General features: G+C 63.6%; 30 protein-coding genes and 1 pseudogene. 7 read left to right on the forward strand and 24 right to left on the reverse strand.

Translation table 11 applies throughout. The features are described 5' to 3' along the window. Positions 1–74: 74 nt before the first annotated feature. Genes ACF3ND_RS17685 through cysG form a run of 3 tightly spaced genes read left to right on the forward strand, consistent with a single transcriptional unit; the run spans position 75 to position 5,071 of the window. Positions 75–1,901, forward strand: coding sequence for an assimilatory sulfite reductase (NADPH) flavoprotein subunit (locus ACF3ND_RS17685; protein WP_394062830.1), 1,827 nt, complete (start codon positions 75–77; stop codon positions 1,899–1,901). A gap of 9 nt (positions 1,902–1,910) precedes the next feature. Continuing rightward, positions 1,911–3,620, forward strand: coding sequence for an assimilatory sulfite reductase (NADPH) hemoprotein subunit (gene cysI, locus ACF3ND_RS17690; protein WP_394062832.1), 1,710 nt, complete (start codon positions 1,911–1,913; stop codon positions 3,618–3,620). A 2-nt stretch (positions 3,621–3,622) separates the two neighbouring features. Next, positions 3,623–5,071 (forward strand): siroheme synthase CysG, encoded by a 1,449-nt coding sequence (cysG, locus tag ACF3ND_RS17695; protein ID WP_394062834.1) that lies wholly within the window; start codon positions 3,623–3,625, stop codon positions 5,069–5,071. A gap of 68 nt (positions 5,072–5,139) precedes the next feature. On the opposite strand, the gene ACF3ND_RS17700 is transcribed toward cysG, so the two are convergent. The 10 genes from ACF3ND_RS17700 to ACF3ND_RS17745 all read right to left on the reverse strand — a co-directional run bounded on the left by ACF3ND_RS17700 (position 5,140) and on the right by ACF3ND_RS17745 (position 14,815). After that, positions 5,140–5,850 (reverse strand): DeoR/GlpR family DNA-binding transcription regulator, encoded by a 711-nt coding sequence (locus tag ACF3ND_RS17700; protein ID WP_394062836.1) that lies wholly within the window; start codon positions 5,848–5,850, stop codon positions 5,140–5,142. Next, complete coding sequence (locus ACF3ND_RS17705) at positions 5,850–6,944, reverse strand: ABC transporter ATP-binding protein (protein WP_394062838.1); 1,095 nt, start codon at positions 6,942–6,944, stop codon at positions 5,850–5,852. Before ACF3ND_RS17705 ends, ACF3ND_RS17700 begins: the two co-directional genes overlap by 1 nt. A gap of 14 nt (positions 6,945–6,958) precedes the next feature. Further along, positions 6,959–7,738, reverse strand: a complete 780-nt coding sequence (locus tag ACF3ND_RS17710) for a carbohydrate ABC transporter permease (RefSeq protein ID WP_394062840.1) — start codon at positions 7,736–7,738, stop codon at positions 6,959–6,961. Between the two features lie 50 nt (positions 7,739–7,788). Beyond that, positions 7,789–8,688: a carbohydrate ABC transporter permease gene (locus ACF3ND_RS17715; RefSeq protein WP_394062842.1), complete on the reverse strand. Its 900-nt coding sequence runs from the start codon at positions 8,686–8,688 to the stop codon at positions 7,789–7,791. A gap of 11 nt (positions 8,689–8,699) precedes the next feature. Beyond that, positions 8,700–10,004, reverse strand: coding sequence for an ABC transporter substrate-binding protein (locus ACF3ND_RS17720; protein WP_394062844.1), 1,305 nt, complete (start codon positions 10,002–10,004; stop codon positions 8,700–8,702). Between the two features lie 336 nt (positions 10,005–10,340). Beyond that, the gene (locus ACF3ND_RS17725) at positions 10,341–11,168 is read right to left on the reverse strand and encodes an ABC transporter permease (RefSeq protein ID WP_394062846.1); all 828 of its coding nucleotides are present in this window, start codon (positions 11,166–11,168) and stop codon (positions 10,341–10,343) included. Further along, complete coding sequence (locus ACF3ND_RS17730) at positions 11,165–12,361, reverse strand: ABC transporter substrate-binding protein (RefSeq protein WP_394062848.1); 1,197 nt, start codon at positions 12,359–12,361, stop codon at positions 11,165–11,167. The genes ACF3ND_RS17725 and ACF3ND_RS17730 overlap by 4 nt, the downstream gene beginning before the upstream one ends. Continuing rightward, the gene (locus tag ACF3ND_RS17735) at positions 12,358–13,182 is read right to left on the reverse strand and encodes an ABC transporter ATP-binding protein (RefSeq protein WP_394062850.1); all 825 of its coding nucleotides are present in this window, start codon (positions 13,180–13,182) and stop codon (positions 12,358–12,360) included. The genes ACF3ND_RS17730 and ACF3ND_RS17735 overlap by 4 nt, the downstream gene beginning before the upstream one ends. After that, entirely contained in the window at positions 13,179–14,270 is a 1,092-nt protein-coding gene (locus ACF3ND_RS17740; RefSeq protein WP_394062852.1) for an acyl-CoA dehydrogenase, read from the reverse strand. Before ACF3ND_RS17740 ends, ACF3ND_RS17735 begins: the two co-directional genes overlap by 4 nt. Next, the gene (locus tag ACF3ND_RS17745; RefSeq protein WP_394062853.1) at positions 14,255–14,815 is read right to left on the reverse strand and encodes a carboxymuconolactone decarboxylase family protein; all 561 of its coding nucleotides are present in this window, start codon (positions 14,813–14,815) and stop codon (positions 14,255–14,257) included. The genes ACF3ND_RS17740 and ACF3ND_RS17745 overlap by 16 nt, the downstream gene beginning before the upstream one ends. A 130-nt stretch (positions 14,816–14,945) precedes the next feature. On the opposite strand from ACF3ND_RS17745, the gene ACF3ND_RS17750 reads away from it, so the two are divergent. Further along, complete coding sequence (locus ACF3ND_RS17750; RefSeq protein WP_394062855.1) at positions 14,946–15,905, forward strand: cupin domain-containing protein; 960 nt, start codon at positions 14,946–14,948, stop codon at positions 15,903–15,905. A 144-nt stretch (positions 15,906–16,049) separates the two neighbouring features. Here ACF3ND_RS17750 and rpsQ read toward each other — a convergent pair whose 3' ends face one another. The 14 genes and pseudogenes from rpsQ to ACF3ND_RS17820 form a co-directional block, all read right to left on the reverse strand. Continuing rightward, a complete protein-coding gene (rpsQ, locus tag ACF3ND_RS17755; RefSeq protein ID WP_394062857.1) occupies positions 16,050–16,331 on the reverse strand; it encodes a 30S ribosomal protein S17 in 282 nt (93 codons plus the stop codon). Position 16,332: 1 nt separating this feature from the next. Further along, positions 16,333–16,524, reverse strand: coding sequence for a 50S ribosomal protein L29 (gene rpmC / locus ACF3ND_RS17760; protein WP_003803032.1), 192 nt, complete (start codon positions 16,522–16,524; stop codon positions 16,333–16,335). 9 nt (positions 16,525–16,533) lie between these two features. Further along, a complete protein-coding gene (rplP, locus tag ACF3ND_RS17765; protein ID WP_394062860.1) occupies positions 16,534–16,950 on the reverse strand; it encodes a 50S ribosomal protein L16 in 417 nt (138 codons plus the stop codon). Between the two features lie 2 nt (positions 16,951–16,952). Then, positions 16,953–17,723 carry a 30S ribosomal protein S3 gene (gene rpsC, locus ACF3ND_RS17770; protein ID WP_394062862.1) on the reverse strand — a complete coding sequence of 257 codons (771 nt, stop codon included), beginning with the start codon at positions 17,721–17,723 and terminating at the stop codon, positions 16,953–16,955. 9 nt (positions 17,724–17,732) lie between these two features. Beyond that, complete coding sequence (gene rplV / locus ACF3ND_RS17775) at positions 17,733–18,062, reverse strand: 50S ribosomal protein L22 (protein WP_394062864.1); 330 nt, start codon at positions 18,060–18,062, stop codon at positions 17,733–17,735. 3 nt (positions 18,063–18,065) lie between these two features. After that, positions 18,066–18,341: a 30S ribosomal protein S19 gene (rpsS, locus tag ACF3ND_RS17780; protein ID WP_394062866.1), complete on the reverse strand. Its 276-nt coding sequence runs from the start codon at positions 18,339–18,341 to the stop codon at positions 18,066–18,068. A gap of 12 nt (positions 18,342–18,353) precedes the next feature. Further along, positions 18,354–19,181, reverse strand: coding sequence for a 50S ribosomal protein L2 (gene rplB / locus ACF3ND_RS17785; RefSeq protein ID WP_394062868.1), 828 nt, complete (start codon positions 19,179–19,181; stop codon positions 18,354–18,356). 1 nt (position 19,182) lies between these two features. Then, positions 19,183–19,479 (reverse strand): 50S ribosomal protein L23, encoded by a 297-nt coding sequence (gene rplW / locus ACF3ND_RS17790; protein ID WP_394062870.1) that lies wholly within the window; start codon positions 19,477–19,479, stop codon positions 19,183–19,185. Further along, positions 19,476–20,096 (reverse strand): 50S ribosomal protein L4, encoded by a 621-nt coding sequence (rplD, locus tag ACF3ND_RS17795; RefSeq protein WP_341668279.1) that lies wholly within the window; start codon positions 20,094–20,096, stop codon positions 19,476–19,478. Before rplD ends, rplW begins: the two co-directional genes overlap by 4 nt. A gap of 3 nt (positions 20,097–20,099) precedes the next feature. Further along, positions 20,100–20,774, reverse strand: coding sequence for a 50S ribosomal protein L3 (rplC, locus tag ACF3ND_RS17800; protein WP_394062872.1), 675 nt, complete (start codon positions 20,772–20,774; stop codon positions 20,100–20,102). Positions 20,775–21,018: 244 nt separating this feature from the next. After that, positions 21,019–21,864: a glycine betaine/L-proline ABC transporter ATP-binding protein gene (locus tag ACF3ND_RS17805; protein WP_394062874.1), complete on the reverse strand. Its 846-nt coding sequence runs from the start codon at positions 21,862–21,864 to the stop codon at positions 21,019–21,021. Further along, positions 21,861–22,766 carry an ABC transporter permease gene (locus ACF3ND_RS17810; protein ID WP_394065866.1) on the reverse strand — a complete coding sequence of 302 codons (906 nt, stop codon included), beginning with the start codon at positions 22,764–22,766 and terminating at the stop codon, positions 21,861–21,863. The genes ACF3ND_RS17805 and ACF3ND_RS17810 overlap by 4 nt, the downstream gene beginning before the upstream one ends. 72 nt (positions 22,767–22,838) lie before the next feature. Continuing rightward, positions 22,839–23,792, reverse strand: a pseudogene (locus tag ACF3ND_RS17815) (glycine betaine ABC transporter substrate-binding protein); the annotation flags it as partial. Between the two features lie 144 nt (positions 23,793–23,936). Next, positions 23,937–24,836, reverse strand: coding sequence for a LysR family transcriptional regulator (locus tag ACF3ND_RS17820; protein ID WP_394062876.1), 900 nt, complete (start codon positions 24,834–24,836; stop codon positions 23,937–23,939). Between the two features lie 107 nt (positions 24,837–24,943). Here ACF3ND_RS17820 and ACF3ND_RS17825 point away from each other — a divergent pair, with 107 nt between their 5' ends. Genes ACF3ND_RS17825 through sdhC form a run of 3 tightly spaced genes read left to right on the forward strand, consistent with a single transcriptional unit; the run spans position 24,944 to position 26,381 of the window. Further along, positions 24,944–25,669: a succinate dehydrogenase/fumarate reductase iron-sulfur subunit gene (locus tag ACF3ND_RS17825; RefSeq protein WP_394062878.1), complete on the forward strand. Its 726-nt coding sequence runs from the start codon at positions 24,944–24,946 to the stop codon at positions 25,667–25,669. Next, positions 25,666–26,025 carry a succinate dehydrogenase gene (locus ACF3ND_RS17830; protein WP_394062880.1) on the forward strand — a complete coding sequence of 120 codons (360 nt, stop codon included), beginning with the start codon at positions 25,666–25,668 and terminating at the stop codon, positions 26,023–26,025. Before ACF3ND_RS17825 ends, ACF3ND_RS17830 begins: the two co-directional genes overlap by 4 nt. A gap of 2 nt (positions 26,026–26,027) precedes the next feature. Then, complete coding sequence (gene sdhC / locus ACF3ND_RS17835; RefSeq protein WP_394062882.1) at positions 26,028–26,381, forward strand: succinate dehydrogenase, cytochrome b556 subunit; 354 nt, start codon at positions 26,028–26,030, stop codon at positions 26,379–26,381.

Here is a 26,381-nt window from a genome sequence, read left to right on the forward strand (position 1 = left end):
AAGAATCGGATCGTTCGCCACTAACAGGGCGCTCTTTAGAATGGGACAAACCATTCTTATAACCGAGTGTTAGCATGCACGCCCTGTCCCGTCTCTCCGAGTCGAACCGCGGCTTGATCCAGCAGATCGCCGAAGAGCTCGATCCGTTTTCCCTCAATTGGCTGTCCGGCTACCTGGCCGGCGTCGCCCAGGTACGCAACGGCGGCGCGCAAGCACAGGCGGCGCCCTCGCCCGAATTGTCCCTGGTGCCCGCCGCCAGCGCTCCGTCCCAAAAGCCCGCCACCATCGTCTTCGGCAGCCAGACCGGCAACGCCCAGCACGTGGCCGAGGCCTTCGCGCAGCGCTGCGAAGCCGCCGGCATCCCGGTGCGCCTGCTGCGCGCCGATCGCTATCCCACGCGCGAACTCAAGGACGAGCGCCTGCTGTACGTCATCATGAGCACCCAGGGCGAAGGCGATCCGCCGGACGACTCCATCGCCTTTTTCGAATTCCTGTCGGGCGCCCGCGCCCCCAAGCTGCCCAAGCTGAAGTACGGCGTGCTGGGCCTGGGCGATTCCAGCTATCCGCTGTTCTGCGGCATCGCCGAAAAGATCGACCAGCGCCTGCAGGCCCTGGGCGCCGAGCGCATCCAGGAAACCGGCCTGGCCGACCTGGACATCGCCACCGTGGCCGGCCCCTGGCAGGACAAGGCTTTCGCCCTGCTCGAACAGGACCGCCAGGCTGCCGCCCCTGCGGCCGCCCCTGGCGGGAATGTCACGGTGCTGGGCGCGCAGTCGCGCGCCAACGCCTACACACGCGAAAAACCCTTCCTGGCCACGGTGCTGCAAAGCCAGCCCATCACGGGCCGCGGCAGCTCGCGCGACATCCGCCACTACGAGTTGTCTCTCGAAGGCAGCGGCCTGAAGTACCAGCCCGGCGATGCGCTGGGCGTATGGCCCACCCAGAACGAGAACCTGGTCCAGGCCGTGATCCAGACCCTGAAGCTGGATCCCCAGGAGCAGGTCGCCATCCAGGACAACAGCCGCAGCCTGCAGGACTGGCTGCGCCACTACCGGGAACTGACCCAGCTGACCAAGCCCTTTCTGGCGGAACTGGCCAAGCGCAACCATGATCCCGTCCTGCAGGCCGCCGTCGGCCCCGAAGGCCTGCCGACCCTGCAGGAGCTGCTGGGCACGCATCAGGTGCTGGACGTCCTGCAACGCTTTCCCGCCGCCTGGAGCGCCGCCGAGCTGGTCGCCGCCCTGCGCCCCCTGGCCCCGCGCATGTACTCCATCGCCTCGAGCCAGTCCGAGGTGGACGAAGAAGTCCACCTGACCGTGGCCAAGGTGCAATACCAGTTCAACGAGCAGGACCGCTGGGGCGTGGCCTCCGACTACCTGGCGCGCCTGGCCGAGGGCGACACCGTGCCGGTCTTCATCGACCCGAACACGCGTTTCCGCCTGCCCGAGGACCCTGGCCGCGACGTCATCATGATAGGCCCCGGCACCGGCGTGGCCCCGTTCCGCGCCTTCGTGCAGGAGCGTGCCGCCCAGGGCGGCGAAGGCCGCAACTGGCTGTTCTTCGGCAATCCGCATTTCCATTCCGATTTCCTCTACCAGACCGAATGGCAGCGCGCCCTGCAGGACGGCCAGCTGCACCAGCTGGACCTGGCTTTCTCGCGCGACCAGCAGGAAAAGATCTATGTGCAGCACCGGCTGCTGGAAAAAGCCGCCGAGGTCTACGCCTGGATCCAGGGCGGGGCGCACATCTACGTATGCGGCGATGCCGCCCGCATGGCCAAGGACGTGCACCAGGCCCTGCAGGACATCGCCCGCCAGCAAGGCGGACTGGACGCCGAGCAAGCCCGCGCCTGGCTGGAGGAGCTGTCCGCCCAAGGCCGCTACGCCCGTGACGTTTACTGAAGCAAGAACATGACCGACAAGAAACTCGCCCCCATAGAGCAACTCAAGGTGGACAGCCGCTACCTGCGCGGCACCATCGCCCAGGGCCTGGCCGATCCCGTTACCGGAGCGATCAGCGAAGACGACAACAAGCTGCTGAAGTTCCACGGCAGCTATCAGCAGGACGACCGCGACCTGCGCGAGGAGCGCCGCAAGCAGAAACTGGAGCCCGCCTACAGCTTCATGATCCGCGCCCGCCTGGCCGGCGGCGTGGTCACCCCGCCGCAGTGGCTGGCCTTTGACAAGATCGCGCGCGACTGGGCCCAGTTCGGCCTGCGCATCACCACGCGCCAGACCTTCCAGTGGCACGGCGTGCGCAAGCCCTTCCTCAAGCCCACGCTGCGCGCCATCCACGACGCCATGGCCACCACCATCGCCGCCTGCGGCGACGTGAACCGACAAGTGGTCAGCGCCGCCAACCCGCTGCTGTCCGAACAGCACGCCCTGGTGCAGGAGTGGGCCGAAAAGATCTCCGACGCCTTCCTGCCCAAGACCAACGCCTATGCCGAGATCTGGCTGGACGGCAAGAAGGTCGACGAAGCCACGGAAGGCGAAGAGGTCGAGCCCATCTACGGCAAGACCTACCTGCCGCGCAAGTTCAAGATCGGCATCGCCGTGCCGCCCCTGAACGACGTGGATGTGTTCGCGCAGGACATCGGCCTGATCGCCATCATCGAGGACGGCCGGCTACTGGGCTTCAATGTGGCCATCGGCGGCGGCATGGGCTCGACGCACGGCGACGACACCACCTACCCGCGCCTGGGCAGCATCATCGGTTTCGTACGTCCCGAACAATTGCTGGCCGTGTGCGAAGCCATCGTCACCACCCAGCGCGATCACGGCAACCGGGACGAACGCCGCTATGCGCGCCTGAAGTACACCGTGGACCGCCTGGGCGCGGACTGGTTCCTGGAGGAAGTGCAGCGCCGCAGCGGCCAGACGCTGGAGCCCTCGCGTCCCTACCACTTCGATCACAACGGCGATCGCTTCGGCTGGGTCAAGGGCGCCAACGGACGCTGGCACCTGGGCCTGCGCGTGGACTCGGGCCGTCTCATGGACACGGAAAACGGTCCCTGGCTGTCCGGGCTGCGCGCCATCGCCCAGGTGCACAAGGGCCACTTCCGCCTGACGTGCAACCAGAACCTGATCATTGCCGACGTGGCCGCGCGCGACAAGGCCGGGATCGACAAGCTGGTGGCCGAACACAAGCTGGACGTCTACCAGACGCAAAGCGGCATACGCAGCAGCACCATCGCCTGCGTGGCCTTGCCCACCTGCGGCCTGGCCATGGCCGAGAGCGAACGCTACGCGCCCGTGCTGCTGCCCAAGCTCGAAGCGCTGCTGGAACAGCACGGCCTGCGCGATGAACGCATCGTGTTCCGCATCTCGGGCTGTCCGAACGGCTGCTCGCGCCCCTATCTGGGCGAGATCGCCCTGGTGGGCCGCGCGCTGGGCCGCTACGACCTTCGGCTGGGCGCCAACTTCAGCGGCGAACGCCTGAATGTCGTCTACCGCCAGAACATCCCGGAAACCGAGATCCTCGCCATCCTGGGCGAACTGTTCGGCCGCTTCGCCGCCGAACGTCAGCCCGGCGAACATTTCGGGGACTTCCTGGTGCGCGCGGGCGTTGTCGCCGAACCCTCGGCCCGCCTGATTCCCCTGGTATTGCAGCCGGCCTGATCATGACTCTGTTCCCCTTGTTCGCCAACCTGAGGCATCGCGCCGTGCTGGTCATAGGCGGAGGCGAGATCGCCGAACGCAAGGTGCGCCTGATGCTGGCGGCCGGCGCACGCGTCAGCGTGGTGGCGCCATACGCCGTGGACGCGCTGCAGGAACTGGCCCGGCAGGAACGCATCGTCCTCTACCGCGAACGCTACCAGGCGCGCCACCTGGACGGCGCCTGGCTGATCATCGCCGCCACGGACGACAGACCCGTCAACCAGCGCATCGCGCAGGACGCGCAGCAAGCCCGCATCCTGGTCAACGTGGTGGACGATCCGGAGCTCTCCAGCTTCCAGGTGCCGGCCATCGTGGACCGCTCGCCGCTGATCATCGCCATTTCATCCACCGGCTCGGCGCCCATGCTGGCGCGCCGCGTGCGCGAACAATTGGAAACCATGATGGACCATTCCCTGGGGGCGCTGGCCCGCCTGGCCCATGAGTACCGCGGCGCCATACGCCGCGCGCGGCCCGAACTGGGCGCGCGACGCCGCTTCTACGATTGGCTGGTGGACGGCCCCGTGGGCGCCGCCCTGCGCGGCCGCCGGGACGAACAGGCCCGCCTGGCGCTGGAACACGCGCTGCAGGGCCCCGAGACCGCCCAGGGCGGCCAGGGGCGTGTCATCCTGGTGGGAGCCGGGCCCGGCGATCCAGGGCTGCTGACCCTGCACGCCCTGCGCGCCCTGAACCGCGCCGACGTCATCCTGTACGACCGCCTGGTGTCGGACCAGGTGCTGGAGCTGGCCCGCCGCGACGCCGCCCGCATTTTCGTGGGCAAGCAGCTGGGCGAAGACCATCACCAGACGCAAGCCCGCATTCATGCCTTGCTTGTGGAACACGCCCGCGCCGGGCGCACCGTGGTGCGCCTGAAAGGCGGCGACGGCTTCATCTTCGGACGGGGCGGCGAGGAACTGGAATACCTGGCCAGGCACGACGTGGCCTTCGAAGTGGTGCCGGGCATCACCGCCGCCCTGGCCTGCGCCGCCTACAGCGGCATCCCGCTGACCCACCGCGACCATGCGCAATCCGTGCAGTTCGTCACGGCGCACCGCCAGAGCGGCCACGCCATCCAGGACTGGACCTCCCTGCTGGATCCCTCCCAGACCGTAGCCGTCTACATGGGCCTGCAGCAGATCCTGCGCTTCAGCGAAGAGCTGCTGCTGCGCGGCCGCGATGCCGACACGCCCTGCGCCCTGGTGGAGAACGGGTCCCGGCCCGAACAGCGCACCCTGCTGTCCACGCTGCGCAATATTGCGCGCGATGCCCAGCAGCACGAGTTCAAGAGTCCCTCCATCCTGCTCATCGGCAAGGTCGCCACCCTGGGCGCAACCTTGTCCTGGCATGGCGAGCTCATCGACCTGCTTACGCCGCAGGAGCATCTGACTGAAAACGCGCTACTGGAGACCGCCTAGGATCTGCTAGGGAATCCTATGAACAAGTCCAGCGCTAAGCGAATACGGTGGTTCGGGTCAGAGGTCCCCTAAAACAGGACGTCGCTCTCTTGGCCGGTGCAAACAACCACGTGCCCGCCCAGCCCAAGAGCGATGTCCGCCTTGGAGCAAAATTTGCTGGAATCCAGCGCCAGGATGTTGCAATCAGCCACCACGCTCGCCAAACGCTTGAATTCGACCTCGAATACATCAAAGTCCATGGGCCCCTCCCGCTCATCGTAGGCCGCGACGGAAAAAATGAAATAATCGGATCGAACCCGCTGAAAATAATCCAGTACGGACGGCCCAACCAGCGTGTAGTCGTGTTGCCGCAATTGTCCCGGAGGCAGCAAGATCCGTGCATCGGGACAATGGCGACCCGCTACCTGAGCCACCTCCAGCGAAGGTGTCATGATCGTCAGCGCCGTCTTCATGGCCAGCTGACGCGCCACGTAGACCACCGTGCTGCTGTTATCCAGGACCAGTGTCGCGCCATCCGGTATCCGGCGAGCGACCTGGGCGCCAATTTTTTCTTTCTTATCCGCATGCCGTCGCAAACGGATGGAAAACGCCGCCTCGTCACCCGGATCACGTAAACACACGCCCCCGTGATAACGCTGTACGAGCCCCGATTTCTCCAACTGCAAGACATCGCGCCGTATGGTTTCACGAGAAACTGAAAACCGTTCGGCCATGTCCTGCGCCGTCGCGCTGCGCTGTTGCCGTATAAAAGCCAGAAGCAAGCGTTGACGATACGTCATTACGACACTCCGGCTGCGCCCTGTAAGCGATGTCCCGTCTCTGAATCAAACAGACGCGGCCGGCTACGGCCAAACCGCAACGCAATGCCTTGCCCGGTGCGCGGCGCCTGAGTAATGGGCAGGCGCACCACCAGCTCATCCTGAGCCACCTGTACATGCGCCAGCGCATCCGCCCCCAACAGTTCGACTCGCTGCACGACTCCTTGCACGTCTGCTTGGCCCCCCTGTCCCAGGCTGATTTCCTCGGGCCGCACTCCCAACAGAATCGGTGCATGGCCATAGCCCGCGTCCTGATCGGACAATAGCGCCTCGTAAGCGCCGTAATGAATAAAACGGCCCTCGCTCCGATTCCGTATGCCGCAGGGCAGGAAGTTCATTTCAGGACTGCCGATGAAGGAGGCCACGAACATATTCGCCGGATTGTCATAGACCTGCATCGGCGGCCCCACTTGCTGCAATCGTCCCTGATTGAAAATGGCAACCTGATCACCCAAAGTCATGGCCTCGACTTGGTCATGCGTGACGTAAATGACCGTAATTTGCAGATCTTCCTGCAACTTCCGTAACTCGGCACGCATCCGATGACGCAGCTTCGCATCCAGATTCGACAAGGGTTCATCAAACAGATAAACCTTGGGCTTGCGCACCAAGGCGCGCCCAATGGCCACACGCTGCCGCTCCCCGCCCGACAGACTGGCGGGTTTCTTGTCAAGCAAATGATCGATCGACAGTTTCCCGGCCGCCTGGCGCACGCGCCGATCGATTTCCCCTTTGCTCAAGGTGCTCGTTTTTTGCAAACCGAACGCCATATTGCGATACACCGTCATGTGGGGATACAAGGCATAGGACTGAAACACCATGGCCAGTTCCCGCTTCTGGGGCGGCAGCTTCGTCACCTCGCGCCCACCGATCAGCAAGCGCCCCCTGTCTACGTCTTCCAATCCGGCGATCATGCGCAAAATAGTGGACTTCCCGCAGCCTGAAGGCCCCACCAGCACCGTGAACGAGCCATCAGGCACATGAAGGGACAAATCCTGTACAACGGGGCGCGTCCCAAAGCATTTGCCCACACCCTCCAAAACAACTTCCGCCATTTTTCTCTCCTGCGCTATTTCAAGCCGGCATGCATGAAACTATTGACGAAACGCCGCTGAAAAACAAAAAACACACACAACAAAGGCGCGATCACCATCAAGGTTGCGGCCATCAAGCGTGTCCAATCAGCACCGCTATCCGCCTTGGCCAACAGCCCAAGGCCAATGGGCAACGTGCGCTCATGATCGCTATTGGTCGCCAGCAAGGGCCAGATGTAGTCATTCCAGTGCGTCACCACACTGATGATGCCGAAGGCCAGCAAAGCGGGCCGCGTCAGAGGCAAGCAGACGTGCCACAGAATACCCAGGTGACCGCAGCCATCCAACCGGGCCGCCTCGATCAACTCCAACGGAATCTGTCGAAACGCCTGGCGCAGCAGGAATGTGCCGTACCCGCTGGCGGCAAAAGGAACGATCAGGGCCAACACGTGATCGAACAAGCCCAGACTGCGCACCGTCAGGAAATTGGTCAAGAAAGTGGCGTAGATGGGAAACATGATCTGCAACAGAAACAAGCCAAACAGCACGTTTTTGCCGCGAAACCGCAACTGGGCGAAGGCATAGGCAGCCAATACCACTGTAAGCAGCTGCGCCGCCAGAATCCCCCCGGTACTGATCAGTGAATTAAGCAAGTACACGTCAAATGGCGCCACCGCCCAGGCGGACGAAAAATTACTCCAATTCCAGTGAGCCGGCCAAAAGCCCGCTTGCGGATCGAACACTTCGGCCCGCGCCTTGAAGGCTGTCACCCCCATCCACAGCAAAGGAGACAACCACACCAAGGCCAACAACATGACCAGGCTGCGCCATACGCTAGCCCACCCCCGATGCCATCCCATCCTCATCAGTGATCTCCGAAATAATGGATGGTGCGCCCAAAGGTCATGCCAATCAGGGCGATCAGCAGCGACATGAACAGCAGCAGCACCGTGGCCAGGGTGGAGGCATAACCCAGATCCTGGTACTGAAAAGCATTCTGGTAGATATAAAAAGTCAGAACATTAGTACTGTCGGCCGGACCTCCATGCGTCATGACATAGACGTAATCGAATACTTGATAGGAATGCAATACGGCGACGATGAACACGAAATACAGCATGGGCGACAACAAGGGCATGGTGATATGGCGCAACTGATGCCATGCCGACACGCCATCCAGTCGGGCAGCTTCGTACAGGTCCTTGGGAATCAGCTGCAAACCGGCCAACAGAATCAGCATCAAATAACCCGAAAACTTCCAGATGCTCAGCAGCATCAGCGCCCATAAAGCAAAACGACGGTCCGACAACCACGCCATAGGACCTGCCCCCAGCCATTCAAGCCACTGATTGATGGGACCGTAGCCTGGAGCGTACAGGTAGACCCACACCATGCCAGCCGCCACGGACGGGATCATGGTGGGGTAGAAAAACGCTGAACGAGCCAGCGACACGCCCTTGAATGCGGCATTCAAACCCACGGCCAGCAATAAGGCCACCGTGACCGACACAGGCACCGTGATCAGGACATACCAGGCCGTATTACCCAGCACGCGCCAAAACAGCTCGTCCTCCAACAAGCGCGCATAGTTTTCCCATCCGACGAAAATCACCAAGGGGTCGCCCAGCATCGCATCATGAAAAGACAGATAGGCGGCGCGCGCGATAGGCCAGTACGTGAACGTGATCAGAAACAGCAAGGACGGCAGCAACAGCAGGCAGGCCAGCCTGCCGTCGCTGCAGGCTACGGGGTTGGAAGCACGCATGAACCGCCTCGTCATGCACGGCGGCGTAGCAAGCGCGCTATTTCACGATTGGACTGGTCCGCGGCCTGCTTGAGGGCAGCCTCCGGCGACAACTCGCCCGCCAGGCAACGGTCAATCGCGCTTTTCAGATACTCCCGCACCTTGTGATAAGCGGGCACCTGCAAGAAAGGGCCCGCGAACTCGGCCTGACGCAAAGCGATCAGGGCGTCGGGCACATCATGGGCATACTGCGCCATCGCGGGGCTTTCCCAGGACGATTTGCGCACCGCCAGGTAGCCGGTCGCCCGGGACCAGGCGGCCGAATTCTCCGTGTTGGTCATCCAGTACGCAAAGCGCCAAGCCGCTTGAATATGCTTTTCAGGCTGATTCTTGGCGATATGAATAGCCCCACCCCAAAAACATGCTCCCTGAACCTTGTTCTTGGGCATCAATGCCGCACGTACCGGGAACGAGGAGCTGGCACGCAAATTCGTCAGTGAACCCGTGGAGTGGTAGAGCATGGCGCTGCGGCCCGCCATGAAGTCATTGGCCGACCCTTCCCAGGTCGAAGCGGCCGGCATGACGCCCGCACCCACCATCTTGCGCCAAAATTCCAAGGCATGCACCGCTTCAGGCGCATCGAACAACACCCGATCCGCCTGCCAGGGAGTCAGTCCGTTCTGGCGCACCCAGCACTCGAAGATCCAGTCATGCCATCCCCCGCCTATCGTCAATCCCCACTGCTGCGTCCCTTGGGCGTTACGGCGCGTCAAGACCTTGGCCTGGTCGAAAAGCTCGTCCCAGGTGGCGGGCGCCTGGGAAAGACCGGCTTGCCCGCACGCCTGCTGATTGAGATACAGAACAGGCGTGCTGGGCTGGAACGGCAAGCCATAAAGCCGGCCCTCTGCAGTGGCCATGCTCAAGAAGCTGGAATAAAAATCCGGGTATACATCGCTGGCCTTGGCCAGATCGGTCAAATCCGCCAGGGCATTCATGCCCAAGAAAGTTTGCAAGGACGAGTTGATGGGCAGCCATGCCGCGGGCGGCTGCCCCACGCCCAAGGCTGTAATGACTTTTTGTTCCGTATTGTCGTAGTTTCCCGCATAAATAGCCTGGACGTGCACGTCGGGATGCGCGGAATTGAAATTTTCTATCATGGCGGTGACGATGCGATTAATGTCGCCTGATACACCGACCGGATACATGAACTCCAATCGCACAACGCCATCAGGTCGAGTTTGAGCATATACCTGAGAACCTGCCAACAAGCTCATTGCACCTAAAGAAAAACTCCCTTTGAGAAATGTACGGCGCGAGAAGACTGCTTTGTCCGTCATGATCACCCCCTGCTTCAAAATGTGCATCGTCAAGGCACGACGAGGCAAACTGAGGAAAGTATGGGTTTATCATGTGACATGACGATGTACGGCTTGAGCACATGGGCGCACAAAAATTGCAATTTCCATCAATAAAAATAGCGACATGAATATGACGCTGTTCTTAAAATATTGAGTTCTTTTTTAAATGAAAATATGCATCAATTTATGCAAGAAATTCTAATAATCGATAGTAAAATAAAAAAATACTCAATGCCAATTAAATAAGTCTGAACGAAATATCGCAATCAAAAATTTAATTAAAATCCGCCTATATATCCGGCCCTGGACAAATCACTACTTCTGCCCAAACATCGCAAACAAGGCCCGCAGGGCGCTGTCCAGCACGTAGCCGATCAAGCCGATCAGCACGATGACGGCCATCAGCTCCGAATACGCCATGCGGTCGCGCGTATCCAGCACCAGATAGCCCAGGCCGGCGGACACGCCCAGCATTTCGCAGGGCACCAGCACGATCCACAGCACGCCGATGGCCAGGCGGCTGCCCGTCAGCACCGAACCCACGATGCCCGGCAGGACCAGATGGAACAAGGTTTCCAGGCGGGTGGCCGCCAGGCTGCGGCCCAGCATCAGCCAGCGCGGATTCAGGTGACGCACGCCCGAGGCCGTGTTCAACAGGACGGGCCAGACACCGGCCACGCCCAGCAGGAAATAAATCGGCGCATCGCCAATGCCGAAGGCCATGACGGCAATGGGCATCCAGGACAGGGGCGAGATCATGCGCAGGAACTGGAACAACGGGGTGAGCGCCGCGTGGGCGCGCGCCGAAAGCCCCAGCAGCAGGCCGGCCGGCACGCCCACGCCCAGGGAGATGGCCAGGCCCACGAAAATGCGCCGCAGGCTGGCGCCCACGTGCATCCAGGTGTCGGACCAGCCCAGCATGTCCGCCAGGCTGGCCAGCGCCTGGCCGGGGCCGAACTGGCGCATCAAGGCGCTGTCGCTGAAAGCCGTGGCCAGCCACCACAGCAGCACGCCCACTGCCAGACCGCCCAACCCCCAGGCGGCCGAGCGCAGGGTCGAATGCAGGAGCCGACGCCGCCCTGACGACGCGGCGCGCCCGCGATTCGCTGGCGATTCGACCGATGCGGATACGGACGCGCTCATGCGACGATGGTCTCCGTACGGGTGTACTGGCCGGGCAACCCGAAGCGCGCCAGGCCGCCCTGTTTTTCGACCGCGGCGCGCACGAAGCGGTCATCCACCAGATCCGCCGCCACCTGCTGCGGGGTCAGGCTGTCCAGGAAGCCGCGCTCGCCCTGGATCAGAGTGCCCTGCAGCATGCCCACCAGCTCTTCGGTATAGCTGGGGAAGGGATACGGCTGAAAGTCGATGCGCTTGTCGTCCCAATCCGGATGGCGGATGACGCCGGACTCCACGTACTGGCGGCGGTCGGCCGGATCGGGCGCCAGAACCTTCAGCAGATTTTCCCTGGTGTGCGGCGTGTAGCGGTTGCCGCCTTCCCGCGACAGGATCCGGGCCGTCTCGGCGCGGTTGTCGCGTATCCAGGCCTGCGCCTTCACCAGGCCGTCCACCACGCCCTGCGCCCACTGCGGGCGCTGTTCCAGGTCGTGCTCGTGCATGAAGGCCACGCAGCAGGCGTGGTCGCGCCAGACGTCGCCCGTGAAGCGCAAGATGCGGCCCACGCCCTGCGTCTCGGCCATGGCATTGAAGGGTTCGGCCACGGTGAAGCCGGCGATGCGGCCGGAAGCCAGGGCCGGCGGCATGTCGGCCGGCGCCATCACCACCAGATTGACCTCCTTGGCGGCCACGGATTGCGAACCGCGCGACACGGGCGTCAGGCCGTGGGCCTTGAGCACGTGCTGCAGCACGACATTGTGGATGGAATACCAGAACGGGATGGCGACGGTGCGTCCGCCCAATTGTTCGGCGGAAGTGATGCTCTTTTCGACCGTGATGGCCGAACCGCTCATGTGGTTCCAGGCCACGACCTTGGCCGGCACGCGGCTGCCATACCGCCCCCAGATCGTCATGGGCGTGAGCAGGTGCACCAGATTGACCTGGCCGGAGATGAAGGCCTCGATCAACTGGGCCCAGCTGCGCACCATCACGGGCTTCTCGACGGCAACGCCGGCCTCTTCGAAGTACCCGTTGTGGTGCGCCACCAGCATGGCGGTGGCGTCGGTGATGGGCAGATAGCCGATGCGCAGCGGCGCGTCGGGCTCGGCCTGGGCGCGCGCAGCGCGCTGGGCCAGCAAGGGAGCGGCGCCCGCCGCGGTGAACAGCGAGGCCAGCTTGAGCAGATCGCGGCGGGTCCGGGAAGTGGGGGTGTCGGTCATGACGGCATACCTTGCAAAAAGGAAGAAGGAGCGGCCTGGGCCAGGCTCTGCTCCAGGCAGGCCACGACCTCCAGGCGTATGGCCTGCAACCAGGAATCCAGATGGGAGCGGGGATGGGCCGGGCAGGCCCATTCACGGCGCAGGCCGGCAGGGCGTCCGCCCAACAACAAGGCTCGATCGGCCAGCAACAGGGCCTCGTCAATGTCATGGGTGACCAGCACGATGGCGCAGCCGGTCTGGTCGCGGATGGACAGGATCAATTGCTGCATCTGGCGACGCGTGACCTCGTCCAGGGCGCCGAAAGGCTCGTCCATCAGCAGAACCCGCGGACGACGCGCCAGGCAGCGGGCGATCGCCACGCGCTGCGCCATGCCGCCGGACAAGGCCGAAGGACGCAGGTGACGGCTGTCGTACAGTCCCACCTGGCGCAAGGCCTGCTCGACGCGCGCCCGGCGCTCGGCGGCCTGCAGGCGCGGCTGGCGGGCGAACCCCAGGCCGAAGCCCGTATTGGCCTGCACGTTCAGCCAGGGCAGCAGGATGGCTTCCTGAAAGGCCATGGCCAGCGCCGGATGCACTCCCCGCACGGGCTGCCCCAGGAAGCTCACCTCGCCCTGGGTGGGCGCCTGCAGGCCGGACAGTACGCGCAGCAGGGAAGACTTGCCCACGCCGCTGGGCCCCAGCAGCGCGACGATCTCGCCGGCCCGCACCGTCAGGTCCAGGCCCTGCAGGACCGTATGGCCGCCATAGGCAAGGGTGATGCCCCGGCCGGCCAGCAGAGCCTGCTCCTGGGCGCGAGGCGGAGTGGCGGCGGACGTGCTCATGCGGCGTCCGGCCCCAGCTCCGCTTTCAATTGGGCGACGGTGGGCGTGATCAAGGGCACGAACAGGGCCTCGCGATAGCGGCGCAGCAATTGCGGATGCTTGCCATCCAGATAGGCCGCCCCGCCGGTGACCGAGCTTTCCAGCGACACGGCCTCGGCGGCCAGCGCGCTCAATTCGATGCGTACGCGGAACAGGTCGGGCGGCGGCACCGAGCCGGGCTTGCTGGCGGCGCCGATCAGGATGTCGGCCAGCTCCTCGATCCGGGCCAGCAGGCGCCTGGCCGGCTGCTCCTGGACCCACTGGCGGCGCGGCGCCTGCAGCACCAGCTGCAGGGAACGGCGCGCCAGGCCCATGGTCATGCCGCACTGCAGCGCCATGAAACGCGGGCGCACGGCGCGCACGAACTCGGCGGCATTGGCGTGCATCAGGCGTTCCCGACCCACACGCACGCCGTCGAAGGTCAGCGCCGCCGTGCTGCTGCCACGCAAGCCCACCAGCTCCAGGTCCTCCGACCGCTGCAGGCCGGCGTCGCCATGTTCGAACGCCCAGATGCCCACCTGCTCGTCGGGCATGCCGGCCACCACGGCCACCAGGAAACTGTCGCGCCGCAGATTGGTCACCCAGGGCAGGCGGCCTTCGAAACGCCACTGTCCCTGGTCGGGGCGCGCCTGCAACTGCAGGCCTTCGATGCCGCCCAGGAACTTGATGGCATTGGACAGGCCGGTGGAGCCGGCCAGGCGGCCGTCCAGCAGGCTGGGCAGGTAGCGCTCTCGCATGGCGGGATCCTGCACGTTGCGCAGGTATTCGATGAAGGTCCGCTGGCCCCACAGCACGAACGCCGCCGTCAGGGAATGCTCGGCCACGGCCACCACGGAACGCACCGCTTCACCGAAATCCGACAGATCCTCCTTCAGACCCAGGCGAAACAGGCCTTCTTCGGCCAGGCGCGGCAGCAGCTCGTCCGAGAGCGATGCGCCCGTGTCCAGCTCCAGGGCGTTTTCTCCCAGCCATTGGACCAGTCCGGGCGACAGCCGCACGGACGGCGCGCCGGTCAGTTCCTCGGACGCGGCGTTCAGGGCGCTTCCCATGCGTAGGCCTCCAGTTGGCTGTTGAGAGGGGTGCGAGCCAGATTATTGGCGAAATTGCAGATCGTCGCCAGGCCCACGCCGGCAATCACTTCCAGCGCCTGCTGGTCGCCATAGCCGGCGTCGCGGAAATCCTGCAGCGCCTGGTCGGACACTTGGCCTCGAGTATCGATGACGGCCTTGGTGAACAGGGCCAGCGCCTGCAGGCGTTCGTCCTGGATCTGCTCGAAGCCGCGGGCGCGCAGCGCCGCCAGGATCTCCGGATCCAGCTTGGCCTTGTTGGTGGCGATGGCGGTATGGCCGGCAACGCAGAACCGGCAGCCGTGCGTGGTGCCGGCCACCAACTGCACCACTTCGCGCTCGATCAGCGACAGGCTGGCAGTGGCATTCAGCGCCGACATGTCCTGGTAGGCCTGCAGGGCCACGGGCGAACTGGCCAGCACGGCCAGCAGATTGGACAGGAAGCCGCTGCCGCGCACGGCCTTTTCCAACGCGGGCTTGACGACTTCAGGGGCGGAATCCAAAGTATGAAGAGTGAGGCGAGACATGGTAGCGTTAGGTCCTTGATGAGTCATGGCAGGCCTTCATTGTCGGCCCTGCGGCCCGACGCTTCCATATGCCGGTCTAGCTGTATTCATATTGAAAATATCCACGAAAAGAAATAAGCATATTCCTGCCATGAGCCCCCCCGCTTCAGTCGCTCCACAAGCAAGCCCCGAGACCGCCGACCCGCTGCATCCAGTCGAGGACCTGCTGCTTTCCGGGCTGGAGATCACGGCCAGCCTGTTCCACCTGGGCCAGTACTGCGACCATTGGGAAAGCAGCCTGAACGGCCACCAGCGCGCGGGCTTTCACCTGGTGCTGCACGGGCCCTGCTGGCTGCACATCAAGGACAGCCCTTCGCTGCAACTGCATGCGGGCGACGCCGTCTTCTTTCTGCGCGACGTGCCCCACCGGCTCAGCGCGTCCCAGGCCTGCCCCGCCTTTGATGCGCCCCTGCAGCGCCAGGCGATGCAGGAACTGCGTCCGGCCATCGCCAACAGCACGGGCCTGCTGTGCGGCTTCCTGGACCTGGGCTCGGGGCTGAGCGAACTGCTGCTGGCCAACCTGCCCGAGGTGCTTTTGCTGGACGGCGCCAGCGCCCAAGCGGGCAGCCCCTTGTTCGAACTGATCCAGGCCGAGGTGCGCGGCCAGTTCCGGCCCAATCCGCGCCTGCTGGAAAGGCTGGTGGAACTGCTGCTGTTCTACACGCTGCGCCATCATGCGCGTCAGGCGCCCGGCCAGGGCGCGCTGCCCCACGGACTGATCAATTTAGCACGCGACCATGCCTTTGGAAGCCTGCTGGACCAACTGATGCGCGACCCCGCTCGGGAATGGACCGTGGACGAGATGGCGGCCTGCCTGAACATGTCGCGCGCCGCCTTTCATCGCCGCTTCACCCTGCTGTGCGGCCTGGCGCCGGCGCAGGTGCTGCTGCAGCTGCGCATGCAGCTGGCGCGGCGCTACCTGGAACAGGGCCTGGCGCTGGAGCAGGTGGCTGAACGCATAGGCTACAGCTCGGCGGCCGCCTTCAGCGCCGCCTTTCGCCGCAGCGTCGGCATGAGTCCGGCCCAGTGGCGTCGGCAAGAGGCCCGCTGAACGCGATCCATGACCCGAATCCACTGGCTCGCCTGCTTCGAAGGCGGCGAGCAGCGGCCCGGCAAAAAAAAACCCCGACCTGAAACAGATCGGGGTTTTGGTACTACGTGGCGCCGGGCCGGAGCCTGACGCCAGAGCAAGCGCTTAGATCACGCGGGCGGCTTCGATCAGACGCACGACAGTCCAGGACTTGCTGCGGCTGATTGGGCGGCCTTCGGAGATCTCGACGGTATCGCCTTCGTTGTACTGATTGTTCTCATCATGCGCTTTGTATTTGTTGGAGCGGATGATGATCTTGCCGTACAGAGGGTGCTTGACGCGGCGTTCAACCAGAACGACGACAGTCTTGTCCATCTTGTTGCTGACAACTTGACCAATCAGGGTACGTTGACGCTTTGCTGGGGCTTGAGTTTGAGTTTCGCTCATCTTACTTTCCTGCGGTCTCAGCCATGACGGTACGGACGCGAGCGATGTCGCGGCGCACTTTGCCCAGTTGGCTGGTGTTGGAAAGCTGTTGCGTAGCACGCTGCATGCGCAGGTTGAATTGTGCTTTCAACAGGCTCTCGAGCTCTTTCTGCAGCTCGGCGGCATCTTTGGTGCGGAGTTCGCTGGCTTTCATGACGTCTCCTTAAGCACCAATGTGACGCGTTACGAACGTCGTCGAAATTGGCAGCTTAGCGGCGGCCAGACGGAATGCTTCGCGCGCCAGCTCTTCGCTGACACCTTCCATTTCGTACAGGACCTTGCCGGGTTGAATCTCAGCGACCCAGTACTCTGGATTACCTTTACCGTTACCCATACGGACTTCAGCAGGCTTCTGCGAAATCGGCTTGTCAGGGAAGATACGGATCCAGATACGGCCACCACGTTTGATGTGACGGTTGATCGCACGACGTGCTGCTTCGATCTGGCGAGCGGTCAGACGGCCACGGTCCGTGGCTTTCAGGCCGAATTCGCCGAACGAAACTTGAGCACCGCGAGTAGCCAGGCCGGTGTTGCGGCCTTTCTGCTCTTTGCGATACTTTCTGCGAGAAGGTTGCAGCATGTTTATTCTCCTTCGGACGCAGCAGGAGCAGCGTCTTTACGAGGACCGCGACCACGGCCTGGGCGACGACCTTCAGGACGATCGCCGCGAGGACGACGTGGACGGCGTTCTTCAGGGGCTACAGTTTCAGCAGGCATTTCGCCGTTAGGCAGCATGTCGCCCTTGTAGACCCAAACCTTGATACCGATGATCCCGTAAGTCGTGTGCGCTTCGGACGTACCGTAATCGATGTTGGCGCGCAGGGTGTGCAGAGGCACGCGACCTTCGCGGTACCATTCGGTACGGGCGATTTCGATACCGTTCAGACGGCCCGAGCTCATGATCTTGATGCCCTGGGCGCCCAGACGCATGGCGTTCTGCATGGAACGCTTCATGGCGCGACGGAACATGATGCGCTTTTCCAGTTGCTGGGCAATGGAGTCGGCGATCAGTTGAGCGTCGGTTTCAGGCTTGCGGATTTCTTCGATGTTGACGTGCACGGGCACGCCCAGCAGACGCTGCAGGTCAGCCTTCAGGCTTTCGATGTCTTCACCGCGCTTGCCGATCACCACGCCGGGACGAGCCGAGTAGATGGTGATGCGTGCATTCTTGGCTGGACGCTCGATGACCACGCGGCCAACGGACGCGCTCTTCAGCTTGCGTTTCAGGTATTCGCGCACACGGATGTCGTCGGCCAACATGGTACCGAACTCGGCGCCGTCGGCGTACCAACGGGAGCTCCAGTTGCGGTTGACAGCGAGGCGGAACCCAATTGGGTGGATTTTCTGTCCCATTGTGACTCCTTAAGCGCCGACCTTGACCACGATGTGGCAAGTCTGCTTCTCGATACGGTTACCGCGGCCTTTTGCTCGTGCAGAAAAACGCTTCAACGACTGGGCCTTGTCCACGTAGATGGTGGTGACCTTCAGTTCGTCGATGTCGGCACCGTCGTTGTGCTCGGCATTGGCGATGGCCGATTCCAGAGCTTTCTTGATGATGCCGGCGGCTTTCTTGGGAGTGAAAGTCAGCGTATTCAGGGCGTGACCAACGGACTTGCCGCGGATCAGATCCGCGACCAGACGTGCCTTCTGAGCCGAAATACGGACTCCACGGATAGTTGCAGTAGTTTCCATCGCTTATCTCCGGGCCTTTTTGTCCGCGGCGTGACCCTTGAACGTACGGGTCAGGGCGAATTCACCGAGCTTATGGCCAACCATGTTCTCGTTGATGTAAACGGGAATGTGTTGACGGCCATTGTGCACGGCAATCGTCAGCCCGATGAACTCGGGCAGGATGGTAGAACGGCGCGACCAGGTTTTGATCGGCTTCTTATCGTTGCCCGCGACAGCGGCGTCCACCTTCTTGATCAGGTGAGCGTCGACGAATGGGCCTTTTTTGATCGAACGTGACATAGTGTTCGCCCCTTACTTGCGCTTACGGCGCGAGACAATCATATTGTCTGTGCGCTTGTTACGACGGGTGCGGTAGCCCTTGGCAGGAGTACCCCATGGGCTGACTGGCTCACGGCCTTCACCCGTACGACCTTCACCACCACCGTGTGGGTGATCGATTGGGTTCATGGCCACACCGCGAACGGTTGGACGAACACCACGCCAGCGGACGGCACCGGCTTTACCGATCTGACGCAGGCTGTGGTCCTGATTGCCCACTTCGCCGATCGTGGCGCGGCAGTCGATGTGAATGCGACGGACTTCGCCCGAACGCAGACGCACTTGAGCGTACGTGCCTTCGCGAGCCAGCAACACAGCCGAACCACCAGCCGAACGTGCGATCTGAGCGCCCTTGCCAGGCAGCATCTCGATGCAGTGAATGGTCTGACCCACGGGAATGTTGCGGATAGGCAGCGTGTTGCCGGCGCGGATGGGAGCATCCTGGCCAGAAACGATCGTTGCACCCACTTCCAGACCACGAGGGGCGATGATGTAACGACGCTCGCCGTCGGCGTAGCACACCAGAGCGATGTGGGCGCTGCGGTTAGGGTCGTATTCCAGGCGTTCCACCTTGGCAGGAATACCGTCCTTGTTGCGACGGAAGTCGACAATACGGTAGTGCTGCTTGTGACCACCCCCACGGTGACGAACCGTGATGTGACCGTTGTTGTTACGGCCGGAGGAGCGGGATTTCTTTTCCAGCAGGGCCGCGTGGGGAGCGCCTTTGTGCAGTTCGCTGTGAACCACTTTGATCATGCCACGACGACCAGGCGACGTAGGCTTGACTTTTACGAGTGCCATATTAGTTCACCTCTGAAAAGTCGAGTTCCTGACCGGCCTTGAGCGAGACGTATGCCTTGCGCACATTGCGGCGGCGACCCATGAAACGGCCAAAGCGCTTTTCCTTGCCTTGCTGGTTCAGCACCTGCACCGATTCCACTTCCACCTTGAACAGCAGTTCGACGGCGGCCTTGATTTCGGGCTTGGTGGCGTCAGCGGCAACGCGGAAAGCGATTTGCTGATTTTTCTCGGCTACGAACGTGGCCTTTTCGGTCACGACGGGAGCCAGAATGACTTGCAACAGACGTTCGGCGTTCATCCCAACATCTCCTCGAGCTGAGCGACAGCCGCTTTGGTGATCAGCACTTTCTTGTAGTGGATCAGGGACAGCGGGTCGGCGTAGCGTGGTTCAATCACGGCAACGTGGGGCAGGTTACGCGTAGCCAGGTACACGTTTTCGTCCAGCACGTCGGTGATGATCAGCACGGATTCCAGGCCCAGGTCTTTCAGCTTGTTGGCTGCCAGACGGGTCTTGGGGGCTTCCAGTGCGAAGGAATCAACGACCAGCAGACGCTCGTCGCGGACCAACTGGGACAGGATCGCGCTGATGCCGGCGCGATACATCTTCTTGTTGACCTTGTGCGAGTAGTTCTCTTCGCCGGTGTTGGGGAATGCGCGACCGCCTCCACGCCACACGGGCGAGGACGTCATGCCAGCACGAGCGCGGCCGGTGCCTTTCTGGCGCCATGGCTTCTTGGTGCTGTGGTTGACTTCGGCGCGGGTCTTCTGCTTGCTGTTGCCGCTGCGAGCATTGGCTTGGTAAGCAACGACGATCTGGTGAACCAGGGCTTCGTTGAATTCGCGACCGAAAACGGTATCCTTGGCCTCGACGGTGGAAGCCGCTTGACCTTGTTCGTTCAGGAGCTTCAGTTCCATGGATTAGGCTCCTTTCACTGCAGGACGCACCACGATGTTGGCGTTCTTGTGGCCGGGGACAGCGCCCTTGACCAGCAACAAGCCACGTTCGGCGTCGACGCGGATCACGTCAAGATTTTGAACCGTACGGGTAACGTCACCCATGTGACCCGACATTTTCTTACCTTTGAAAATACGGCCTGGATCCTGGGCTTGACCAATGGAACCGGGCACGCGGTGAGAACGCGAGTTACCGTGGCTGGCGCGCTGGGCGCCGAAGTTGTGGCGCTTGATGGTGCCGGCGAAGCCCTTACCGATCGTGGTGCCCGTGACGTCAACCTTCTGACCCGCTTCGAAAATGCTTTCCACGGCCACGACGGAACCGGCCGTGAGGTCGGCGATGGCGGCGGGATCGAGACGGAATTCTTTCAGGATGCTGCCGGCTTCAACGCCGGCTTTTGCATAGTGCCCTGCCTGGGGCTTGGTGACACGCGATGCACGGCGGGTGCCGAAGGCAACCTGTACAGCGGCGTAACCGTCAACTGCGGGCGTCTTGACCTGGGTGATGCGGTTGTTGGACACGTCCAGTACGGTCACAGGGATGGACTCGCCTTCCTCTGTGAACACACGGGTCATGCCGACTTTACGCCCAACAAGGCCCAGCCGCCACGCGGCAGGCGTAGGTGTCGAGTTCGACATCGTTTTCTCCATTCCCGACTACGATTGGTCGGGGCTAACTGAGAGTGCACGCAAAAAAATCTTTGCGCTAGCGACTTTAGCCAAAACTTTTTGGCTAAGCTGCCTAATATACCACGCACTTGTAAATCAGAGCAAACATCCACACAAAAAATCGTCCTCAAACTGCTTGATACACAACAGTTTTTTGAGGAGCGCCTGTCCAAGGCGGGTCTTTTTCCCGGCGCGCGGGGCGATCCGGCGCCCTTCAGGCGCGGGGCTTGTTCACGAAGCGCGCCACATAATCGTTGGCGGGCTCGTCGCGGATCTGCGCCGGGGTGCCGCTCTGCTCCACCTTGCCCTCGCGCAGCACGACGATGTGCCGGCCCATGCGCAGAGCCTCGTCTATGTCGTGGGTGATGAAGATGATGGTCTTGTTCAGGCTCTGCTGCAGGCGCAGGAGCTCGTCCTGCATTTCATAGCGTATCAGCGGGTCCAGGGCCGAAAAGGCTTCGTCCATGAGCAGGACTTCGGCATCCACGGCCAGGGCGCGGGCCAGGCCCACGCGCTGCTGCATGCCGCCGGACAGCTCATCCGGATAATTGAGCGCATAATCCTGAAGACCCACCCGCTCCAGCCACTGCAGGGCATGCTCGCGCGATTGGCGGCGACCCTCGCCGCGCACCTCCAGGCCGAAGGCCACATTGTCCCGCACCGTCAGGTGGGGCAGCAGCCCGAAGGCCTGGAACACCATGCTGATCCCGTGGCGACGCAACTGACGCAGGCGCACCATGTCCAGCTTCAGGATGTCCTCCCCGTCCACCAGCACCTGGCCCGCGGTCGGATCGATCAGCCGGTTGATGTGACGCACCAGGGTGGACTTGCCCGAACCCGACAATCCCATGACGCAGGAGATCTGTTGCGCCGGGAAGCAGGCGTTCACGCCGGCCAGGCCCACGATGCAGCCGGTCTGCTGCTGCACGGCCTGCTTGTCCTGGCCCTGCCGCAACAGTTCCACGGCCTGCTGCGGGCGAGCGCCGAAGACCTTGTAGACCTCGCGCAGTTCGACCTTGCAGTCCGGAACGGCGCTATCGCTTTGCGTATCTGGCTTCATGGCTGCTTCCTGTCCCGCCGCCGGCGGCGCTGCGAACGTCCGTACGACTGGGAAATGCGATCCATCACGATGGCCAGGATCACAATGGCGACCCCCGCCTGCAGCCCCCGGCCGATGTCCAGCGTCTGTATCCCGGCCAGCACGTCTTCGCCCAGCCCCTGGGCGCCGATCATGGAGGCCACCACCACCATGGACAAGGCCATCATGGTGGTCTGGTTGATGCCGGCCATGATGCTGGGGCGAGCCAGCGGCAGCGTCACCTTGACCAGCATCTGCCAGCGCGTCACCCCATAGGCCTGCGCCGCTTCCATCACATTGGGGTCGACCTGGCGCAGGCCCAGGCTGGTCAGGCGTATCAGGGGCGGCACGGCATACACCACGGTGGCCAGGACCGCCGGCACCTTGCCCAGGCCGAACAGCATCAGCACGGGAATCAGGTAGACGAAGCTGGGCATGGTCTGCATGACGTCCAGCACCGGGGTCAGGACGCGGCGCAGCGCCCGGCTGCGTGCAGCCAGCACGCCCACGGGAATGCCGATCAGCACCGAGAAGCAGGTGGCCACCAGCACCAGGGTGAAGGTCTGCATCAGCTTGTCCCACAGGCCCATGGCGCCGATCAGGTACAGGCCGGCCACGTACAGCAGGGGCGGCAGCCAGCGGCGCTGGCCCCACCAGGCCGCGGCGCCGGCCAGCAGCAGCATGGCCCAGGGCGGCGCGGCCTGCAGGATGCCTTCCACGGGCAGGATCACGCGATTCAGGATCCAGGCGCTGACGCTGCGAAAGCCCGTGCCCCAGTCGCGCACCGCCGCCAGCAACTGGCGATTGATCCAGTCCGCCGCCGACCAGTGCGGAAAGAAGCCCGGGGCCGCAGCCGGGCGGCTGGACGCGCCTGCCGGCTCCAGGGCCGCCTGCAGGCGATCGGCCTGGGCGGCCGGCATCCACGCGCGCCACTGCTCCGGATTTTCTTTCAAGAAGCGCCGCACCTGGGCCGCGGCGCTCCGGCCTCCTTCGGACATGCCCAGGATGATTTCATTCATCTGTTCGGGGCGCAGCTGGATCTTTTCGAACAGGGCGACCAGATCGGGATGCGCCTGCACGAACGGCGTGGACGCGGCCACCGCGATCGTGGCCAGGATGAAATCGGTCGGGCAGGTCTTGCCCTTGCCGGAGACGGCGGCATCCCAGCAGGCCTGGTCGAAGGGCGCGCTGGCCAGCTTGCGAAAGGAATACTTGGCCATCAGTCCGGCCGGCTGCCAGTAATAGAACAGGATGGGCTGGCGCCGGTCATAGGCGGCGCTGATGGCCGCGTCCAGGGCCGCGCCCGTGCCGGGGCGAAAGTTCTGGTATTGCCGGTCCAGGCCGTACAGCTCGAACAGGCGGCTGTTGAAAGTCTCGCACACCCAGCCCGAGGGGCAGTTGTAGAAACGGCCGCGGCCGGGTTGTTCGGGATCGCTGAAGACCTGCGCGTAACGCCCGAGGTCTTCGATGCGGCGCAGTTCGGGCGCCGCCGGCGCCACGCCCCGCTCCTCGTCGCCGTCGATGACGTAGTCGGGCACGTACCAGCCCTGCTCGGCGCCGCCTTCCAGCGTGTTGCCGATGACCTTGACCTGGCCGGCCGCGATCGCCTTCTCGATGATCTCGGTCCGGCCCGACCAGATTTCGCCGATTAATTGGATATCGTTCTGGGCCAGGGCTGTTTCCAGCGCCGCCGACGACCCCGGCACGCGCTCGGTACGGCAGTCGTAGGCCTTCTCCAGGATTTCCTGATAGAGCTGCGTGCTGAACGCCGCGCTTTCCCAGCTCAGGTCGGCGAGCCGTATGGGCTGGCCCGCCGTGCAGGCCTGCGCCCGCGCGGCCGGCCACAGCAGGCATATCGCCAGCACCAGCCAGCGCCACCTCGTCAACGGCGCTTCCCCCCTCTCTGCCATGTTCGTCCTCCATGCCACAGCGGCGAGCCGCTGCGAGTACTGGCGCGGCCGGACCTTTTCCAATGGCAGTCCGGACGAGCCTCGCACTTCCCGCCAGGGCGGCGGCAAGATTCTGGATCGTGGTTCGTGCCGGTCCAGAGTACTTCAATCGTCTGGAAGGCGTCCAGCATGGATCTGTTGGCGCTCCAGGCCGAACCATGCGCACAAGGCCTGCGTCACGGCCTGTTTGCCGTGGACCCGGCGCTCCAGCATGCCCACGGAACGGTGCAGCGCCACGCCCGGCAGGGCCAGCACCTGCAGTTGTTGTTCATCCCATTCGGCATTGGCCAGATGCGGCACGATGGCCACCCCGAACTGCTTGCGCACCAATTGCACGATCGCCTCCACGGAATTGAGTTCCAGCGCCACGTCCGGGCGCACGCCCAACTGCTCCAGGGCGTAACTGACCAGACGCCCCGTCCACAAGGACCGATCGAACAGCAGGAAGCGCTCCCGGCGCAGCAACTCCAGAGGATCGGCCGGCGCCAGGTCCCGATGCGCGATCAGCACCAGGGGTTCGCGATAGAAAGGCGTCCACATCAAGCCCGCCGGCACTTCGTAAGGCGGCTCGGCCACCACGGCCGCATCCAGCTCGCCCGCGGCGACTTTGCGGGCAAAGTCGCCGGACTGCCCGGCGAACAGCCGCAGGTCCAGCTCCGGAAAGTCCGTGCGGATGCGTGCCAGCGCGTTACCGAAGGAACCCATCAGGGCGGACACCAGCGCCCCCACCAGCAGCGTGCCGCGCAAGACGCCGTCGTCAGGCCGGCACAGCTTGTCATAACCGTCGACCAGCTGCGCCAGGCGCTCCAGCACGGACTGCCCGTCCGCGGTCACGGTCAAGGCGGTCTTGCCGCGTTCGAACAGCACCACTCCCAGCTCCTCTTCGAGATTGCGAACCTGCAGGCTGACGGCGGCCTGCGTCAACCCGACCCGGCGACCGGCCTCGGTGAAGCTGCCCGCCTGCGCGGCGGCCAGGGCTGTGCGGAACTGACGGATGGACGACATGACTTATCCATAAAATATTTTTATGTATTTTACAATAATTACTAGTTTTACTATTAACTGGTTTCGCCGCAACATGGTGCTCGTGAACCCACTCTCGCGAGCCTGACATGAAGCCTGCCCCCACCCTGAGCGTCGAGATCTGGCGCGGCGCCCGTCACGGCCGGTTCGAGCGCTTTGACGTTCCCCGGCGCGACAACCAGACCGTGCTGGACATCGTCACCTACATCCAGCGCCGCCTGGACCCCACCTTGTCCTACCGCTACGCCTGCCGGGTCGGCATGTGCGGCTCCTGCGCCATGCGCGTCAACGGAGTCGCACGCTGGACATGCCGCACCCATGTGGCCAAGGTCGCCAAGGGGCCCCTCCTGCGCCTGGAACCCCTGGCCAACATGCCGGTCATCAAGGACCTGGCAGTGGACATGGCCCAATTCTTCGACAAGCAGCGCCAGGCGCGCGGCCAGTTCAAGGGCCTGTCCGGACGGGGCGAGCCCGTGGCCCGGATCAGCCCGGACTCTCCAGCCCGCCAGGCCGCCGATGCGGGCATCGAATGCATAGGCTGCGCCGTCTGCTATTCCTCCTGCGACGTCGTCGGCTGGCGGCCCGAGTTCCTGGGGCCGGCGGCGCTGAACCGCGCCTGGACCCTGGTCAACGACGAGCGCGATGTACAGCAGGGCGAGCGCCTGCTGGCCGTGGCCGGCGAGGCCGGCTGCCACGCCTGCCACAGCCAGGGCTCCTGTACCCTGCGTTGCCCCAAGCACCTGACGCCGACCGCCTCGATCGCCGGACTCAAGCGCCGGACCGTCCAGGCGCTGCTGTCCGGAGAAGCGCCATGAACCCGCCGCACGCTACGGTGCGCGCCGTGCGCATGTGGTACTGGCAACGGCTCAGCGCCATGCTGATGACGGTGTTCGTGTTCACGCACCTGGCCCTGATCCTGTATGCCATGCAAGGCGGACTGACGGCCGCCGAAATCCTGCAGCGCACCCGCGGCAATGCACTGTGGGGCCTGTTCTACGGCGTCTTCGTCGTTCTGGTCAGCCTGCACGGCGCCCTGGGTCTGCGCGCCATCCTGCTGGAATGGACGCGTCTGGGCCCTGCTGCCTGCGCCCGCGCCGCGCTGGCCATCGGCGCCGTCCTGCTGGTCCTGGGACTGCGGGCGGTCTGGGCCGTCACCCTGGCAGGAGCCTGACCATGCACGGCAACCGCTACTCCAACCGCCGCCACGCCAGCTGGCTGGCTTTCTTCCTCCACCGTGTCTCCGGCGTGCTGCTGCTGATCTTCCTGCCCCTGCACTTCTGGACCCTGGGCCTGGCCTTGCAGGGCGAAGCCAGCCTGGATCAGGCCCTGCGCTGGTATGACGCCCCCTTGTTCCGCGCCGGCGAGTGGGCCCTGGTGGCTCTGCTGGCCGTGCATCTGCTGGGCGGCGTACGCATCCTGCTGATCGAGTTCCGCCCCTGGCAGGGGCTGCGCCGCGGCTGGATCGCCGGCAGCGTGCTGGGCGGCCTGGCCGTCTCCTTCCTGTTTCTTCTTGTTTCCGGGACGTGA

The sequence above is a fragment of the Alcaligenes sp. WGS1538 genome, from assembly GCF_043187505.1.
Taxonomy (GTDB): domain Bacteria; phylum Pseudomonadota; class Gammaproteobacteria; order Burkholderiales; family Burkholderiaceae_B; genus Alcaligenes.

Coding starts and splice junctions, on each gene's coding strand:
- rplC (WP_394062872.1), bottom strand. CDS start 20,774: ATGTCGAACTCGACACCTACGCCTGCCGCGTGGCGGCTGGGCCTTGTT.
- ACF3ND_RS17735 (WP_394062850.1), bottom strand. CDS start 13,182: ATGAGCACGTCCGCCGCCACTCCGCCTCGCGCCCAGGAGCAGGCTCTG.
- cysG (WP_394062834.1), top strand. CDS start 3,623: ATGACTCTGTTCCCCTTGTTCGCCAACCTGAGGCATCGCGCCGTGCTG.
- ACF3ND_RS17720 (WP_394062844.1), bottom strand. CDS start 10,004: ATGACGGACAAAGCAGTCTTCTCGCGCCGTACATTTCTCAAAGGGAGT.
- ACF3ND_RS17725 (WP_394062846.1), bottom strand. CDS start 11,168: ATGAGCGCGTCCGTATCCGCATCGGTCGAATCGCCAGCGAATCGCGGG.
- rpsQ (WP_394062857.1), bottom strand. CDS start 16,331: ATGAGCGAAACTCAAACTCAAGCCCCAGCAAAGCGTCAACGTACCCTG.
- ACF3ND_RS17745 (WP_394062853.1), bottom strand. CDS start 14,815: ATGTCTCGCCTCACTCTTCATACTTTGGATTCCGCCCCTGAAGTCGTC.
- rplW (WP_394062870.1), bottom strand. CDS start 19,479: ATGAACGCCGAACGTCTGTTGCAAGTCATTCTGGCTCCCGTCGTGACC.
- rplD (WP_341668279.1), bottom strand. CDS start 20,096: ATGGAACTGAAGCTCCTGAACGAACAAGGTCAAGCGGCTTCCACCGTC.
- ACF3ND_RS17700 (WP_394062836.1), bottom strand. CDS start 5,850: ATGACGTATCGTCAACGCTTGCTTCTGGCTTTTATACGGCAACAGCGC.
- rpmC (WP_003803032.1), bottom strand. CDS start 16,524: ATGAAAGCCAGCGAACTCCGCACCAAAGATGCCGCCGAGCTGCAGAAA.
- ACF3ND_RS17825 (WP_394062878.1), top strand. CDS start 24,944: ATGAAGCCTGCCCCCACCCTGAGCGTCGAGATCTGGCGCGGCGCCCGT.
- rpsS (WP_394062866.1), bottom strand. CDS start 18,341: ATGTCACGTTCGATCAAAAAAGGCCCATTCGTCGACGCTCACCTGATC.
- ACF3ND_RS17705 (WP_394062838.1), bottom strand. CDS start 6,944: ATGGCGGAAGTTGTTTTGGAGGGTGTGGGCAAATGCTTTGGGACGCGC.
- rplP (WP_394062860.1), bottom strand. CDS start 16,950: ATGCTGCAACCTTCTCGCAGAAAGTATCGCAAAGAGCAGAAAGGCCGC.
- ACF3ND_RS17730 (WP_394062848.1), bottom strand. CDS start 12,361: ATGACCGACACCCCCACTTCCCGGACCCGCCGCGATCTGCTCAAGCTG.
- rpsC (WP_394062862.1), bottom strand. CDS start 17,723: ATGGGACAGAAAATCCACCCAATTGGGTTCCGCCTCGCTGTCAACCGC.
- rplV (WP_394062864.1), bottom strand. CDS start 18,062: ATGGAAACTACTGCAACTATCCGTGGAGTCCGTATTTCGGCTCAGAAG.
- ACF3ND_RS17820 (WP_394062876.1), bottom strand. CDS start 24,836: ATGTCGTCCATCCGTCAGTTCCGCACAGCCCTGGCCGCCGCGCAGGCG.
- cysI (WP_394062832.1), top strand. CDS start 1,911: ATGACCGACAAGAAACTCGCCCCCATAGAGCAACTCAAGGTGGACAGC.
- ACF3ND_RS17740 (WP_394062852.1), bottom strand. CDS start 14,270: ATGGGAAGCGCCCTGAACGCCGCGTCCGAGGAACTGACCGGCGCGCCG.
- ACF3ND_RS17685 (WP_394062830.1), top strand. CDS start 75: ATGCACGCCCTGTCCCGTCTCTCCGAGTCGAACCGCGGCTTGATCCAG.
- ACF3ND_RS17750 (WP_394062855.1), top strand. CDS start 14,946: ATGAGCCCCCCCGCTTCAGTCGCTCCACAAGCAAGCCCCGAGACCGCC.
- ACF3ND_RS17830 (WP_394062880.1), top strand. CDS start 25,666: ATGAACCCGCCGCACGCTACGGTGCGCGCCGTGCGCATGTGGTACTGG.
- ACF3ND_RS17710 (WP_394062840.1), bottom strand. CDS start 7,738: ATGTTGTTGGCCTTGGTGTGGTTGTCTCCTTTGCTGTGGATGGGGGTG.
- ACF3ND_RS17805 (WP_394062874.1), bottom strand. CDS start 21,864: ATGAAGCCAGATACGCAAAGCGATAGCGCCGTTCCGGACTGCAAGGTC.
- sdhC (WP_394062882.1), top strand. CDS start 26,028: ATGCACGGCAACCGCTACTCCAACCGCCGCCACGCCAGCTGGCTGGCT.
- rplB (WP_394062868.1), bottom strand. CDS start 19,181: ATGGCACTCGTAAAAGTCAAGCCTACGTCGCCTGGTCGTCGTGGCATG.
- ACF3ND_RS17715 (WP_394062842.1), bottom strand. CDS start 8,688: ATGCGTGCTTCCAACCCCGTAGCCTGCAGCGACGGCAGGCTGGCCTGC.